The organism is Micromonospora sp. MP36, assembly GCF_008119785.1.
Classification (GTDB): Bacteria; Actinomycetota; Actinomycetes; order Mycobacteriales; family Micromonosporaceae; genus Micromonospora.
In genome coordinates, this window is the sequence record NZ_VSFA01000087.1 from 1 (window position 1) to 14,619 (window position 14,619).

11 protein-coding genes and 1 pseudogene are annotated in these 14,619 nt (G+C 72.8%); 5 read left to right on the plus strand and 7 right to left on the minus strand.

The window, feature by feature from the left end; translation table 11 throughout:
• Window positions 1–53: 53 nt before the first annotated feature.
• The 3 genes and pseudogenes from FXF52_RS32370 to FXF52_RS32380 all read right to left on the minus strand — a co-directional run bounded on the left by FXF52_RS32370 (window position 54) and on the right by FXF52_RS32380 (window position 4,014).
• A pseudogene (locus FXF52_RS32370) lies at window positions 54–673 on the minus strand (IS607 family transposase).
• Between the two features lie 233 nt (window positions 674–906).
• Window positions 907–2,736: a CocE/NonD family hydrolase gene (locus FXF52_RS32375; RefSeq protein ID WP_148802741.1), complete on the minus strand. Its 1,830-nt coding sequence runs from the start codon at window positions 2,734–2,736 to the stop codon at window positions 907–909.
• A 105-nt stretch (window positions 2,737–2,841) separates the two neighbouring features.
• Complete coding sequence (locus FXF52_RS32380; RefSeq protein WP_148802746.1) at window positions 2,842–4,014, minus strand: alanine--tRNA ligase-related protein; 1,173 nt, start codon at window positions 4,012–4,014, stop codon at window positions 2,842–2,844.
• Window positions 4,015–4,421: 407 nt separating this feature from the next.
• Between FXF52_RS32380 and FXF52_RS32385 the strand changes: the two genes are divergently transcribed.
• Complete coding sequence (locus FXF52_RS32385) at window positions 4,422–4,952, plus strand: hypothetical protein (protein ID WP_148802749.1); 531 nt, start codon at window positions 4,422–4,424, stop codon at window positions 4,950–4,952.
• A gap of 8 nt (window positions 4,953–4,960) precedes the next feature.
• Here the strand turns inward: FXF52_RS32385 and FXF52_RS32390 are convergent, their stop codons facing one another.
• Window positions 4,961–6,556: a glycosyltransferase gene (locus FXF52_RS32390; RefSeq protein WP_148802751.1), complete on the minus strand. Its 1,596-nt coding sequence runs from the start codon at window positions 6,554–6,556 to the stop codon at window positions 4,961–4,963.
• Window positions 6,553–7,926: a glycosyltransferase family 4 protein gene (locus tag FXF52_RS32395; RefSeq protein ID WP_255472566.1), complete on the minus strand. Its 1,374-nt coding sequence runs from the start codon at window positions 7,924–7,926 to the stop codon at window positions 6,553–6,555. Before FXF52_RS32395 ends, FXF52_RS32390 begins: the two co-directional genes overlap by 4 nt.
• 326 nt (window positions 7,927–8,252) lie before the next feature.
• Between FXF52_RS32395 and FXF52_RS32400 the strand changes: the two genes are divergently transcribed.
• Complete coding sequence (locus FXF52_RS32400; protein WP_148802754.1) at window positions 8,253–9,323, plus strand: glycosyltransferase; 1,071 nt, start codon at window positions 8,253–8,255, stop codon at window positions 9,321–9,323.
• Window positions 9,324–9,333: 10 nt separating this feature from the next.
• The gene (locus FXF52_RS32405) at window positions 9,334–10,473 is read left to right on the plus strand and encodes a glycosyltransferase (protein WP_148802757.1); all 1,140 of its coding nucleotides are present in this window, start codon (window positions 9,334–9,336) and stop codon (window positions 10,471–10,473) included.
• Between the two features lie 6 nt (window positions 10,474–10,479).
• On the opposite strand, the gene FXF52_RS32410 is transcribed toward FXF52_RS32405, so the two are convergent.
• Window positions 10,480–11,619, minus strand: a complete 1,140-nt coding sequence (locus tag FXF52_RS32410; RefSeq protein WP_148802760.1) for an acyl-CoA desaturase — start codon at window positions 11,617–11,619, stop codon at window positions 10,480–10,482.
• Window positions 11,620–11,634: 15 nt separating this feature from the next.
• Entirely contained in the window at window positions 11,635–12,717 is a 1,083-nt protein-coding gene (locus tag FXF52_RS32415; protein ID WP_148802763.1) for a ferredoxin reductase, read from the minus strand.
• 83 nt (window positions 12,718–12,800) lie between these two features.
• Between FXF52_RS32415 and FXF52_RS32420 the strand changes: the two genes are divergently transcribed.
• Window positions 12,801–14,027: a CdaR family transcriptional regulator gene (locus FXF52_RS32420; protein ID WP_148802766.1), complete on the plus strand. Its 1,227-nt coding sequence runs from the start codon at window positions 12,801–12,803 to the stop codon at window positions 14,025–14,027.
• A 65-nt stretch (window positions 14,028–14,092) separates the two neighbouring features.
• Window positions 14,093–14,617 (plus strand): hypothetical protein, encoded by a 525-nt coding sequence (locus tag FXF52_RS32425; protein ID WP_148802769.1) that lies wholly within the window; start codon window positions 14,093–14,095, stop codon window positions 14,615–14,617.
• The last annotated feature ends 2 nt before the right edge of the window (window positions 14,618–14,619 follow it).

Sequence of the window (14,619 nt, forward strand, 5' to 3'; positions counted from 1 at the left end):
GGCGGCGTACTTGCCCGGATTCAGCCGGGCCGAGTAGGCGATGCGGGTGACCTTCACCGATCATCCCCAACGGTCAGGTCCGCCCCTCTGAGTTCCTTCTCGTAGCCACGCAGACCGTCCAGCCGGGCAGCAAAGGTGTGCACGACCGCCAGCAAGTCGTCCACCAACTCCCGCTGCAGGGACAGTGACTTCTGATTGGCGACGACGACCTCGCAGCCACCCCGCGCCGCCACATGCTCCAGGAAGTCGAAGCCGAACCGGGCCAACCGATCCTGGTGCGCCACCACCAACGTGGCGACCTCACCCCGGTCGACGGCATCCATCAACGCCAGGAACTTCTCCCGGCGCAGGATCATCCCGCCGCCAACCTCACTGACCCACTCATCCACAGCCAAACCACGAGCGAGGCAGAACCGCTGCGTCGCCGCCAGCTGCGACGCCAAGTCCAACTTCTGACCCAGCGACGACACCCGGCAGTACACCACCACCTTCCGCCGGTCCGGCGTTGAAACCCGGCTGCAGCACCCTACGCCACATCAGAATCGTCGAAATACCGCTGACCCGACGGCAGACGACGGGCCGTGATCCGACCCTTCACCTCCCACCGGCGCACCGTGCCCACCGAACGGCCCACCCGCTTAGCAAACACGCCGATCCGATAGACACTACCCACAACCGCCGATTATGGACAGCTCTAGAAAGGAAAACAACCACAAGTAGCTGCTCCTTCCGGCCGTACCGTCGTCGGGCCGGCGGCGCGGCCCGGCGACGGTCTCGGAGGTCATCGTGACGGATCGCGGCGCCCGACGCACTTTCCGCTGCCTCCCGCGTCGCCTCGGCGAGTCGCACGGCTGGAACGGGCGGCTGCCCGGCACCCGCACAGGCGGATGCCGGGCAGCCGTCTGGTCATCCGTTCTTTGCGACGCCCAGCGGGAAGGTGCCGGTGCCGACGTCGTTGAGCGTGGTGCTGTTCGCCCTCACGTACGTGTCCAGGTACGGCGAGCGGTCACCCTGGGTCGGCGAGTCGAACCGCGGGTCCTGCACCTCGAGGGCGAGGTGCGCGTCGGTGACGGTGATCGTCTCACCCGAGGGTACGGCCCGCCAGCCGCGTGAGGCGATGGTCCCGATCTGGACCCCCAGCTGGTGCCCGGGCTGGAAGGTCCAGTCCGTCGCCTTCAACTCGACCGAGGTCGATCCACTGTGGTCCAGCACTGCGACGTGCTCGTTGAACATCGTCGCCTTGCCGTCCGGAGCGACGTCCCACAGCCGTACCCAGACGTTGCCCTGGCCCCTGGTCATCAGCCTGATCTCCGGGCTGCCCGTGATCCGCACCTGCTCGGCGGCGGGCGTGGACCAGGTCCAGTAGCTGCTGCCGGGTGCGTCGGCGCTGAGCGGAGTCATCTGAGCGGTCGGCAGCGAGCCCACCTCCGGCGCGTACTCGATGTCCCAGCCGTCGGTCTGTGGCGCCGTCATCGACAGGGCGGCTGCCTGCGCGTTGCTGCCGTTGTCGACGTACTCGCCAGGCGACAGCCGCACCTTGTACGCGTCGTTGGTCACCGGCCAGGTCGCCTGGGCGCGCCAGTTGCCGAGGCTGTCCTCGATGGAGAACGCCGGGTCGGTCACCGACGGCTCGATGCCGCGCAGGTGCTGGTCGTAGAACCGCATCACCTCGTCGAACCAGCCCGCCCGTCCCATCTTGAGCTGGCCCTTGGCGTTGGTCTCGTTACCGCGCACATGCTCCCACGGGCCGAGCCAACCGCGTTCCGGGCCCTGATGGTTGGCCAGGTACTTCTGCATCTCCTCGGGCTTGGTGTTGTCCTCAATGAAGCCCGACGTGACGAACAGCGGCGTCTGGGACCCGGCGGCGCGGGAGGCGAAGTCACGGGCCCGCCAGAACGACGACTTCGGGTCGGGGTTCTGGGTGTTGGTGAGGTTGTCACTCTCGCACTCGGGGTGGCTCTTCTCGTACGCCGCGTTCGCCTTGTAGTGGTCGCTGTCATCGGCCAGCGGGGCCATCGTCGCGATCGAGTAGTAGCTCCGCGGGGTGCTGGTCGCGTTGGAACGCGGCACCCCGTTGCTGAACAGGTAGTTGTACCTGTTCCACGTCGGCTCCTGGGAGACGATCGCCTGCAGCGGCTTGAGCTTGAGGGTGTTGGCCGCCAGCCCGGTGTTGGCGTCGTACGACTTGCCGTACATGCCCACCTTGCCGGTCGACCACGGCTGGCTGGCCGCCCACTCGACGGCCGCCTTGATGTCGGCCTGCTCCCCGGGGCCGAGGAAGTCCAGGCACCCGGTGCTGCCACCGAAGCCGCGCAGGTCGACCATCACGACGGTGTATCCACGCTCCATGAGCCGCGCGCCGTCGATGAAGTCCTGGAAGCGCGCCGACGGCCCGACCCGGTCCCATCCCTCGAGGCTGGTCTGCCCCGCGTGCGAGAAGTACGGACCGACCGACAGGATCACCGGTGTCTTCGCGTCCGCCGGCAGGTTTGCCGGGCGCAGGACGTCGGCGTGCAGTTCGACGTCACTGCCGTCCGAGGACGGGAAGTACGCCTCCGTCCACGCCGCCCCCACGGGGACCCGTGGATTCTCCTCATGGGTGATCGGGGTGCCAGCTGCTGCGGCCGCCGGAGCGGCCTGTGCCGCCGCGGGCAGGGCGCCCGCGGTGAGGCTCGTGATGATGGCAAGTGCGCCGGCCGCCGCGACCGGCGGCACCACCTTCCGCCGAAGGTTCATCCATCCTCCACCTAACTCCAGACGACGTCGTCCGGTTAGCCATCGAGGCTAACGATCTTCGCTGGCCCTGAACCCTGAGTTATCTTCCTGTGTCCTTTGCCCGGGTCAGCCGGTCTCGGTGAGCAGGCCGTCGACCAGGTCGCGGGGCAGCCCGTGGGTGTCGTGCAGCCAGTGGTAGTCGCGCTCGCTGAGCGGCCCGCGCCCGCGGAGCCGGTCGACCAGCGGGCGGCCCCGGCGCAGCAGCCCGCGGAAGCGCCGCTCCTCGTCGAGGAGAACCGCGCGCAGCGGGGTCACCTCCGCCCGCTGCCGGAACCGGCGCAGCGTGTCCACGTACGCCTCTTTGGGCAGTCCGGTCAGGACGCGCCCCGGGTCGTCCCGCCAGAGCACGGTGAGCGCCCGCCGGATGAGGCGGCGCAGCACGTACCCGCGCCCGGTGTTGCCCGGTCGTACGCCGTCGCCCAGCACCACCACGGCGGAGCGCAGGTGGTCCGCGACGATCCGCAGGTCCGGGCCGTCCAGCGGCCACCGTTCGCGGATGGCGTCCACCCACGGCCGCAGGCCGTCGCCCTCGAAGACCGACCGGCCGCCGCGCAGCACCATCTCCAGGCGTTCCAGGCCCATGCCGGTGTCGATGCTGGACATCGGCAGCGGCGTCAGCCGGCCGTCGTCGTGCCGGTGGTAGCGCATCTGGACGTGGTTCCAGACCTCCAGCCACCGGTCGTCGGTGCTCGGCGTGCCGGTGGGTGGCTCGTCCCCGGTCCACACGAAGATCTCCGAGTCGGGCCCGCACGGGCCGGTCGGGCCGTTGTCCCACCAGTTGTCCGCGCCGGTCGCCTCGACCGGTACGCCCAGCTCCGTCCAGGTCGCCCAGGCGGTCTCGTCCGGGCCGACCTGCTCGTCGCCGCCGAAGACGGTCGCGTGCAGCCGTCCGGGATCGATGCCGAAGCCGCCGGTGAGCAGCTCGTGGCCCCAGCGGAGGCTGGTCGCGATGTCGTAGTCGCCGAGCGACCAGGAGCCGAGCATGTCGAAGACGGTCAGGTGGGTGCGGTCGCCGACCTCGTCCAGGTCGGTGGTGCGCAGGCAGCGCTGCACGTCGACCAGGCGCCGGCCGCCGGGGTGGGGCCGGCCCAGCAGGTACGGGGTGAGCGGGTGCATGCCGGAGGTGGTGAAGAGCACCGGGTCGCCGGGCGGCGGGATCAGCGAGCTCTCCGGCGCGTCCCGGTGATCTCGGCGGTGGTAGTGGTCGAGGAAGGTGCGGACGATCTCGTCGGGTGTCATGGCGTGGGCCTTCCGGGTCGGTGCGACCGGAAGGGTCCGCTGCGCGGGCGGTGGCGTGGCGACACGACAACGCCGGCGGACCGTTTCCGGTCGCCGGCGAGAAAGTGGGTCGGTCAGGCGGCGGCAACCGGCGAGCGGGAAGCTCGCGCGGCCGCGACGGTGGTGCGCCTGATCTGCATGCCCCGACCGTAGCTCAGTGAGAACGCCGCCGCCCAGCGGATTTTCGGCCCATCGGTCGGCAGCGCGGCCGAGCTGCACCACGAGGCGGCCATCCTTGCCGACTCGGTCGATCTTGCGGAGGCGCCATCCGGCAACATGACGTGAACAGCGTCTGACGGGCCGACCGACCGGGGGCAGCTCTGCGATGATCGGTCGATTCCGATCCCCGGACGGGAACGAGGGTATCGATGCGACGGGTGCTGGCACTGTTCGTGGCCGCGGTCGTCGCCGCCGGTTGTTCCCTCGGCGAGGTGCTGGCCGACGACGGCGACCCGGTGGACCTGCGCCCGGCGGACGTGGTGGGCACCTGGCGCAGCGGCGCGCAGCGCGTCATCACCTTCGACGACCACGGCGGTTTCACTGCGGAGTGGCTTCCCTACGGGGTATTCGACGACTTCCTGCCCATCGGCGCCGACCGGGACGCGAACATCACCGGCTCGGGCACCTGGGCACTGGGGCGGCCCGAGCAGAATCCGGACGGGCCGAGCTCCGCCGTGAGGCTGACGTTCCTCGAGCTGGCCGGCACGAGGAACGGCCAGGGATCGTTCGGGCTCTCCGCCCTGCGCCAGGACGGACGGGTCCGGCTCCTCTTCTTCTACGTCGGCCCCGGCGGGAACAGCTGGACAGCGTACGAGAAGTGCGACGACTGCCCGCCGGGCGTGACCCCGTCGCCGTCGGTCAAGGCGAGCCGGGAGGCGGTCCCCCGGCAGCACCGCTGACGCCCGCGCTACCTGATCCGGCGCAGGGTCCGGCGCAGCTGCGCCGCCACCCGGGCGGCGGTCACCGGCACCACGGAGATCATCAGCCGGCCGGACTCGTCGAGCACCGGAGTGACCACGTACAGCCGGGCGCCGCGGCGCCGCACCAGCGGCGCCATCGCGCGTATCCGGGGAGCGCGCACGGCGGCCGAGCCGGCCGCGCCGGTGGCCGTCTGCGCGCCCGCCGCCCGGCCCGGGTCGAAGCCGCCGACCTGGGCGGAGACCGCCCGCCGCTGCCCGGTGGGGCCGGTGCCGGCGAGCAGGTCGCTGGCGCGGAACCGGATCCGCAGCGTGGTGCCCCGCGGGCCGCGGTCGAGCGTGGTGACCTCGCCCGGGATCTCCTCGGCGCTGACGGCCAGGGGTTCCGCGCCCACGGCGGCCAGGTCCGGCACCGGGCTGGCCGCGGTGATGGTGAGCACCTTCTCGCCGCGCTCGTCGGTCTCCCAGGCCAGCGCCGTCGCGTCGAGCTTGGCGTACCAGTCGGGGGTCACCTCGAAGCAGGCGTCCGGCAGGCCGCGGGCCGGGTCGCGGAAGCCGGGGTACGCGGCGTACCGGCGGCTGCCCTCGACGACCGTCGGCGGCACGCCGCCCTGGGCGTCCTGCCGGATCACGGCGAGCAGGTCGTCGAGCGCGCCGTCGCGGGTCAGCGCCAGCCGGATCCGGGTCTCGGCGTTGAGCTGGGCGGCGATCCCCTCGGTGAGGTGGGCGCGGACCAGCCGTCCGATGCCGTCGTGCACGAGCTGCTGGGTCTCCCGGTCGAGGCGCAGGAGGTCGTCCTCCAGCAGCTTGGCGATCTCGTGGTCGAAGCGGCGGGCGAGGACGGCGTCGCGCTGCCGGCCGGCCGGGATCAGCTCGGCGACGAACGCGGTGGTCGCCTCGACGGTCCGCAGCCGGTCGGCGTGCCGGCTCAGGTAGGTGATGTTGGTGGCGCGGTGCCGGCGGACCGCGTAGTAGCAGTCGTAGTCGGCCAGCACCGAGATGCGCCGGGCCCGGTAGCAGGCCTCCAGGGTGAACGGCAGGTCGCTGCCGAGCGGCAGGTCCTCCCGGTAGCGGATGCCGTAATTCTCCAGCAGTTCGCGCCGGAACAGCTTGGTGTTGGCCAGCGAGCGCGGCAGCGGCGAGTCGAACAGGTCCACGTCGACCTGGTTGCGGGCGAAGATGTCCTGGTAGATGTGGCGGCTGTTGACCCCCACCACCCGGCCCAGCAGGACGTCGGACTCCCACGCGTCGGCCGCCTCGACCAGCCGGCGCAGGGCGTCGGGGCCGAGATGGTCGTCGGCGCCGACGAAGAAGACGTACCGGCCGGTGGCCGCGTCCAGACCCCGGTTGAACGGGGCCGCGGGGCCGCCGGAGTTGGCCTGGTGGATGACGGTGAACACCCCGGGGTGACGGGCGGCGTACCGGTCCAGCTCGGCGCCGCTGCCGTCGGTCGACCCGTCGTCGACCGCGACGACCTGGAGCCGGTCCAGGCCGATCGTCTGCGCCACCAGCGAGTCCAGGCATTGGATCAGGTACGGCATGGTGTTGTAGACCGCCACCACCACGCTCACGTCGGGGGCGTTCACCGCGCCTGCGCCTCCACGGTCGACTCCTCCGGGGTCAGCAGCCGCCGGTAGAGCGCGTCCAGCCGCTGCGCCTGCGCCTCCCAGGTCCAGCCGGGCAGCGGCGAGTCCGGCCCCGCGTACGCGGCCCGGTAGCGGTCCGGGTCGGCGAGCACGGTGCGGACGGCGCGGACCAGGTCGGCGCTGTCCCGGGCCCGGAACACCTCGCCCTGGCCGGTGGCCCGGACCGTCTCCGCCATGGTCCGCACGTCGCTGACCACGATCGGCAGCCGGGCGTGCGAGTACTCGAAGAACTTGGTGATCAGGGCGATCTCGTGGTTCGGCCAGTGGTGCAGCGGGATGAGGCCCGCGTCGGCGCCGCTCAGGAACGCCACCACCTGCCGGTGCGGCACGTACGGCACCGGGTGCACCCGGTCGGCCACGCCGAGCCGGGCGGCCCGGGCGGCGAGCTGCCGCACGTACGCCGCGGTGGGGTCGCCCACCACCAGCGCCAGGTGCACCCCGGGCAGCCGGGGCAGCGCGTCGACCACTGTGTCCAGGCCGCGCTGCGGGGCCATCGCGCCGCTGTAGACGAGCAGCGGGGTGTCCCGGTCGACGCCGCAGAGCCGCCGCAGATCCGGGGCGGGCTCGGGGTCGCCGGCGTCGGCGGTCGCCGGCGCGTTGAGCAGCACGGTCGGGCGCTCGGCCAGGTCGTGGTCGCGTTGCAGCAGCTCGGCGAGGGTGTCCGAGACGGTGACCACCGCATCGGCGTACCCGACGTACTCCCGCACGTAGGCCAGGTGGGCGGGGAGCCAGCGGGCGTTGTCCCGCCGGGGCCTGGCGCCGGGGAGCCACTCGTGCGCGTCCCAGACCAGCTTCGCGGGGCGGCCGGCGGCCCGGGCGCGCAGCACGGCGCGGGCGGCCACCCCGAGCATGCGGAAGTCGTGGGCGTGGACCAGGTCCGGCCGCAGCTCGTCGATGACCGGGCCGAAGAGCCGTTCGTAGCCCCAGAGCCCCGGCTCCAGCCGCCGCCAGGCCCGGTCGCCGTGCACCGCCCGCCAGAGGAGGACCTGGGCGTGCTCGACCGGTCGCCGGGCCAGCCGGGCGGCCCGCAGCGGCAGCCCACCGCGGCGGACCAGCCGGTGGCGCAGCCCCCGGGTCCCGGCCGGCGCGCCGGTCGGCCCGCCCATCGGCAGCACCCGCACCTGGGCCCGGCCGAGCCGCCAGTCCCGCTCGCCGCCGGTCGGTGCGCAGCCGAGCAGGGTCACGTCCCATCCCGCGTCGGCCGCCGACCGGGCCGCCTTCTGCACCCGGGAGTCGCCCTCGACCGCGTTGTCGACGAGCATCACCACCCGGCCCCGGGGGGCGGGCGGCGCCGCGGCGTCGAGCTGCATGAACGATCTCTCCATTCTCCGTCCGGCCGGTGCCGGGCGAAGTGTACGGCAGATTCGCCGGCCGGCAAGGCGACGGGCCGGAGCCGGTCGAATTGCGCCGCAACCGCTGCCGAACCGGCCAATCCGTAGGGCTCTCACCTGGGAAGACACCAAGGATAGTCCGTTTCGGAAGGCGATCGGCATTCGTTGTTAACCCGATGCACACGTAGCGCCGATTACGTTCTCAGGACCATTCGGAGCGGCCCCCGCCCGGCAAATTCACCGACCTCGCCTGGTTCGACGGCAGCAAATACAACTCGAAGTCACGTATGAGTGGGCAGGTATTCATGACCCGTACACCTGACGTCAGCGTGGTCATCCCGACCTGCGACCGGCCGGAGCTGGTGCTCCGCGCCGTCCGCAGTGCACTGGCCCAGACCGTCGACACCATCGAGGTCATCGTCGTGGTCGACGGCGGGGACGAGGCGACCCGGAAGGCCCTGGCCGCGGTGCCGGACGACCGGCTGCGGGTGGTGTCGCTGCCCGAGCGCGGCGGCGCCCCGAACGCCCGCAACGTCGGGGCCCGGGAGGCCCGGGCGGCGTGGACCGCCTTCCTGGACGACGACGACGAGTGGCTGCCGGAGAAGCTGGCGGTGCAGCTGGCGGCGGCCGGAAGCGCCCAGGCGCCGCTGCCGATCGTGGCCAGCCGGCTGGTCAACCGGACCCCGCGGGCCGAGTTCGTACTGCCCCGCCGGCTGCCCGAACCGGGCGAGCCGATCAGCGAGTACCTCACCGTGCGCCGCGGGCTGTTCCACGGCGACGGGTTCATCCAGACCTCGACCATCATGGCGCCGACCGACCTGCTGCGCCGGGTCCCGTTCACCGTCGGGCTACGCCGGCAGCAGGAGCTGGACTGGACGCTGCGGGCGGTCAGCCACCCGGACGTCGAGCTCGTCATGACCGAGGAGGCGCTGGTCGTCTGGCACCAGGACGAGGACCGGCCGCGGATCAGCCTGGAGTCGCCCTGGGCGGCCCAGTTCGAGTGGCTGCAGGAGATCCGCCCGCTGCTCACCCCGCGGGCGTACGCGGCGCTGGCGATGAGCGTGATCAGCTCGATGGCGGCGACCACGCGCAGCTTCCGCGTCTTCCGGCTGCTGCTCGCCGAGGCCCGCCGGCACGGCCGCCCGAGCCTCATCGACTACGTGACCTACCTGCAGATCTGGGTGATCCCGCCGGACCTGCGGCACCGGCTGCGTGACCGGGTGCTCAACCGCCGCCGCGGCGGGCAGCCGGCGCCGGAGCAGCCCGCCACGGACACCGCGATGCCCGGCCCCCGGGCCGGCCACGCCGAGCCGACGCCGTCGGCGGTCGGGGACCCGGAGCCGGTGGCCGGGTCCGGCGGTGGCGGACGGCCGTAGGGTCGCGGTCATGTCCCACTCCAGGGCGGTGATCTGGCGCAGCCACCTGCTACCCGGGTCGGAGACCTTCGTCCGCAACCAGGGTGACGCGCTGACCCGCTGGGCGCCCCACTACCTGGGCGCGGTCAAGGTGGCCTCCCCGCTGGCCCGGGACGGCGACACCATCGCCTTCTCCGACGACCCGCGCAGCCGGGCCGAACTGCTGGGGCTCAAGCTCACCGGCCGGTCGGCCCGGCTCGACGCGGCGCTGGCGCGGCTGGCACCGGACCTGGTGCACGCCCACTTCGGCGGCGACGGCTGGCTGGTCAGCGGCAGCGCGCGGCGGCTCGGCGTACCCCTGGTGGTGACCCTGCACGGGCAGGACGTGACCCGGCAACCCGCGCTGCCCGGCGCGCGCGGGGCCCGCAACCGGCGGCACCTGCGCCAGGCGTTCGACCGGGCGGCGCTGGTCATCGCCGTGTCGGGGTTCATCCGCGACCGGGCGGTCGCCCTCGGCGCCGACCCGGCGAAGGTACGGGTGCACCACATCGGCGTGCCGGTCCCGCCGCTGCCGGCGGCGACGCCGAAGCGGTGGGACGTCATCTTCGTCGGCCGGTTCGTGGCCAAGAAGGGCGTCGACGACCTGGTGGAGGCGGTGGGGATGCTGCCCGCCGCGCGCCGGCCGCGGCTGCTGCTGGTGGGCAACGGGCCGCTCGAGGCGCCGGTCCGGCGCCGGGCGGCCGAGCTCGGCCTGGACGCCACGTTCGTCGGCGCGCAGAGCCCGGCGGCGGTCCGTCGGCACCTGGCCGAGTCGCGGATCCTGGCGGCGCCGTCGCGGACCGCCCCGGACGGCGACTGCGAGGGCCTGCCCACCACCATCCTGGAGGCGGGCAGCGCCGGCCTGCCGGTGGTGGCGACCTGTCACAGCGGCATCCCGGAGGCGGTGCGGCACGGCGAGACCGGCCTGCTCTGCGCCGAACGGGACCGGGCCGCCCTCGCCGAGCACCTGGACACGTTGCTCGACGACGAGGCGCTGCGGATCCGCCTGGGCGCCGCCGCCCGCGCGCACGTCGAGGCGCACTTCGACCTGCACCGGCAGACCCGCCTGCTGGAGGAGCTGTACGACGAGGCGCGCTCCGGCCGACCGGCCGGCCAGGCGACGCGGGCGTGACGCCGGTCAGGCGCCCGCGGAGACCAGCGGCGCCGGGGCCACCGGCTTCGGCGCCTTGCTCTTGCGGTTCGGCAGGGACAGGCGGATGACCTTCCACCACGCGGAGGCCACCTGCTTGGGCAGCGGTCCGGTGGTGTACTTCAGCCCGTACCGGTCGAAGAGCGCCCGGACCTGCGGGGCGATCTCCTGGTAGCGGTTGCTCGGCAGGTCGGGGAAGAGGTGATGCTCGATCTGGTACGACAGGTTGCCGGTCATGATGTGCAGCAGCCGGCTGCCGCTGATGTTGGCCGAACCGAGCATCTGCCGCAGGTACCACTCGCCCCGGGTCTCGCCCTCGATCGAGGTCTTCTCGAAGGTCTCCACCCCGCTGGGGAAGTGGCCGCACATGATCACCGAGTGGCTCCACAGGTTGCGGATCAGGTTCGCGGTGAAGGTGGCGGCCAGGGTGGACAGGAACGACGGGCCGGACAGCAGCGGGTGCACCACGTAGTCCTTGAGCACCTGGCGGCGGATCTTGCGGCCGACCGCCCGGGCCCGGGCCCGGAACTCGGGCTTCTTGTGCCCGCCGTCGCGCAGGTTCTGGCCCAGCTCCAGGTCGTACGCGGCGATGCCGTACTCGAAGAAGCAGGCGTTGAGGAGGTTGTAGAACGGCTGGCCCAGGTGGCCCGGGCTCCACGGCTGGTCCTCGTCGACCCGCATGATGCCGTATCCGAGGTCGTTGTCCTTGCCGAGCACGTTGGTGTAGCGGTGGTGCAGCTCGTTGTGCGACTGCTTCCACTGGGCGGCCGGGGAGACGTGGTCCCACTCCCAGGTGGTCGAGTGGATCTTGGGATCGCGCATCCAGTCCCACTGGCCGTGCAGGACGTTGTGGCCGATCTCCATGTTGTCCAGGATCTTGGCGACCGTGAGGCCGGCGGTGCCGACGATCCAGGCCGGCGGGAACAGCGAGAAGAGCAGCACCGCGCGGCTGCTCATCTCCAGCGTCCGCTGGGTCTTGATCAACCGCCGGATGTAGCGGGCGTCCCGCTCCCCCCGGTCGGCGATCACCCGGTCCCGGATGGCGTCCAGCTCCTTGCCGAGGATCTCGATGTCCTCGGCGGAGAGGTGGGCGATCGGGTTCACGGCCTTCTTCTGGATCGCGGTCACGTCGGGGGCCTCCTGTCAGATTTCGATGTCGCAGGTACCGGCGGCCGCCGACACGCACGTCTGGACGAGCACGCCGTCGCCGGGCACGGCGGTGGTCAGGTCCCCGTTGCGCAGATCCCGGACCGCGCCCTGACGCAGCGGCACCACACAGCCGAAGCAGATCCCCATCCGGCAGCCCGACGGCATGAGCACCCCGGCCTCCTCCCCCGCGTCCAGGAGCGGCGTACCCCCGTCGGCCTCCACCGTCACACCCGCGCCGGTGAAGGTGACCGTGCCGCCCTCCCCCGGCGAGATCACGGTGGGCCGGAACCGCTCGGTGTGCAGCCGCTCGGCCACACCCCGATCGGCCCAGTGCCGCTCGACCGCGTCGAGCAGGCCGATCGGGCCGCACGCCCAGGTCTGCCGCTCGGCGTGGTCGGGCACCAGGTCAGCCAGCTCGTGGACGCCGAGCAGCCCCTCGGTGTCGGTGTGCCGCTCGACCAGCCGCAGCGCGCCGGTCGCGGCGAGCGCCCGCAACTCGGCGCCGAAGATGACGTCGTCCCGGCTGGGCGCCGAGTGCACCAGCACCACGTCGGCCCGGGCCGTCAGGCCGGCCCGGAGCATCGCCATGACCGGGGTGATGCCGCTGCCGGCGGTGACGAAGAGGACCCGCTCGGGGGTCGCCGCGGGCAGCACGAAGTCGCCCTGCGCCTGGTCGAGCTGGACGATCGTGCCCGGCCGGATCCGGCGGACGAGGTGATTGCTGACCTTGCCGTCCGGGATCGCCTTCACCGTGACGGTGATCAGGCGGTCCGCGCCGCCCGGCACCGAGGTGACCGAGTACGCCCGCCACTGGCGAACCCCGTCGACATCCACCCCGAGGCGCACGTACTGTCCGGGCAGGTGGCCACGCCAGCCGCGCCCCGGCTGGATGACCACGGTCGCCGCGTCCCGGGTCTCCGGGCGTACCGCCACGATCCGGCCGCGCAGGGGTGCACCGGCCCGCAGCGGCGCGACCAGGTCGAGGTAGTCCGCCGGCAGCAGCGGGGTGGTGACCGTCTCGGCCAGCCGCAGCAGCCGGTGCCGGAAGCTGGCCTTCGGGCGGGCGGTTGTGGTCATGTGACCAGGGTGGCTACGTGATCGCATAACATCTTGTCCGACAAAGGTGAATTGACCACGGCTTTTTGTGCGGAGTGAACAAGATGACGGAGGAGTCCGGGGCGGCACGGGGCGCCACGCATCTCGAACTGGACGAACGGGTAGCCTCCCGACTCCGCGACCGCCTGCCCGTGGTGGCCGAGCGGACGGTCAGCGCGATCACCGCCGAGGTGCCCGCCTACTCCGGTGCCCTCACCGGCGCGATGCGCGAGAAGATCGAGAACGCGGTACGCATCGCGCTCGGCACGTTCCTGCAGCTCATCGAGGGGGCACAGGCCATCGACCCGAGCACCCCGCTGGCCCCCGCCCTGGAGGCCGCGTACGCGCTCGGCAGCGGGGAGGCCCGCTCCGGGCGGAGCATGGACGCGCTGCTGGCCGCGTACCGGGTGGGCGCCCGGGTGGCCTGGCGGGAGGTCTCCGCCACCACGGTGCGCAGCGGGCTGGCCGCCGAGACGGTGGCCGAGTTCGCCGAGCTGATGTTCGCGTACATCGACGAGCTGTCGGCGGCCAGCGTGGCCGGGCACGCCGACGAGCTGGCCAGCGCCGGCCGGGCCCGCCGCCGCAACCTGGAACGCCTCACCCAGCAGTTGCTCGCCGGGGAGCCGGAGGAGATCCTGCGCCGCAGCGCCGAGCGGGCGGACTGGCCGCTGCCGCAGACCCTCACCGTCGTCCTGCTGCCCCGCCGCAACCTGCGGGCGGTGCTCGCCCTGCTCAGCCCGCACACCCTGGAGAGCGGCGAGGACCTGCCCGGCATGGACCCGGCCGAGGAACTGGCCGTGCTGCTGGTGCCGGACATGCACGGCGGCCGGCGCCGCCAGCTCGCCCGGCTGCTGCCCGGCCACCGGGCGGTGCTCGGGCCGGCCCGGCCGTGGCACCGGGTCGCCGCCTCCTACCAGCGGGCCACCCGGGCGCTCGCCCTCGGCCTCGGCGAGCCGGACGCCGGCCCGGTCGACACCGAGCAGCACCTCGCCGAACTGCTGCTCAGCATGGATCCCGAGGGGCTGGCCGACCTGCGCGCCCAGGCGCTGCGCCCGCTGGCGGCGCTGCCCCCGGCCACCGCGTACCGGCTCGCCGAGACGCTGCGCGCCTGGCTGCTGCACCAGGGCCGCCGCGACGACGTGGCGGCCGACCTGTTCGTGCACCCGCAGACCGTCCGCTACCGGATGGGCAAGCTGCGCGAACTGTACGGCGACCGGCTGCACGACCCCGCCACGGTCCTCGACCTCACCCTGGCCCTGGCCGTGCCGCCGACCCCGCCCGCCACCGACTGAGCAGGGCCGGTCCGCCCCCGCCCGGCGGCGTGATCAAATTCGCGCACGACCGGTAGGGTCGCGCCATGTCCACCGCCCTCCCTCCAACGTGGTTCGACACCGTCGCCGGCGGCTGGCCGAACCTCCTCCAAGGGCTGCTCAGCGGCGCGATCACCGGCGCGGTCGCGGCAGTGGTCAGCTTCGCCGTGGTCAACCGCACCAACGCCGGCGCCCGCCGGCTCTCGCGCCGGCAGGAGGCCCGGCAGAAGCTCATCGAGGCGATCGAGGCGAGCATCCACACCTTCGTCGGCGTGCCCGACAGCCGGACCTGGCGGGAGGACTACGAGGCGGTGGCCGTGCTCAACTTCCGGCTGCGGCTCGCCGCGGCGCTGGTCGCGGAACAGAACCCCCGCCTCGCCCAACGGGTGCAGGACGTGGCCGACCAACTGGCCGACGTGGCGGTGACCTGGCGCGAACAGGCCCACCTCCAACCCGACGACATGGCGCCCCGCCGCTACAACGCGGCGTACGCGGTGGTGTCGCCGCTCCAGGACGAGGTGGTCAACTGGCTGGGCCAGGTCAGCCCGCTTCCCCGGGACCGGTCCCGCTGACT

Bases quoted from the DNA above. Each gene is read 5' to 3' on its own strand.
- FXF52_RS32375 (WP_148802741.1), bottom strand. From the start codon at position 2,736: ATGAACCTTCGGCGGAAGGTGGTGCCGCCGGTCGCGGCGGCCGGCGCA.
- FXF52_RS32380 (WP_148802746.1), bottom strand. From the start codon at position 4,014: ATGACACCCGACGAGATCGTCCGCACCTTCCTCGACCACTACCACCGC.
- FXF52_RS32385 (WP_148802749.1), top strand. From the start codon at position 4,422: ATGCGACGGGTGCTGGCACTGTTCGTGGCCGCGGTCGTCGCCGCCGGT.
- FXF52_RS32395 (WP_255472566.1), bottom strand. From the start codon at position 7,926: ATGCAGCTCGACGCCGCGGCGCCGCCCGCCCCCCGGGGCCGGGTGGTG.
- FXF52_RS32400 (WP_148802754.1), top strand. From the start codon at position 8,253: ATGACCCGTACACCTGACGTCAGCGTGGTCATCCCGACCTGCGACCGG.
- FXF52_RS32405 (WP_148802757.1), top strand. From the start codon at position 9,334: ATGTCCCACTCCAGGGCGGTGATCTGGCGCAGCCACCTGCTACCCGGG.
- FXF52_RS32415 (WP_148802763.1), bottom strand. From the start codon at position 12,717: ATGACCACAACCGCCCGCCCGAAGGCCAGCTTCCGGCACCGGCTGCTG.
- FXF52_RS32420 (WP_148802766.1), top strand. From the start codon at position 12,801: ATGACGGAGGAGTCCGGGGCGGCACGGGGCGCCACGCATCTCGAACTG.
- FXF52_RS32425 (WP_148802769.1), top strand. From the start codon at position 14,093: ATGTCCACCGCCCTCCCTCCAACGTGGTTCGACACCGTCGCCGGCGGC.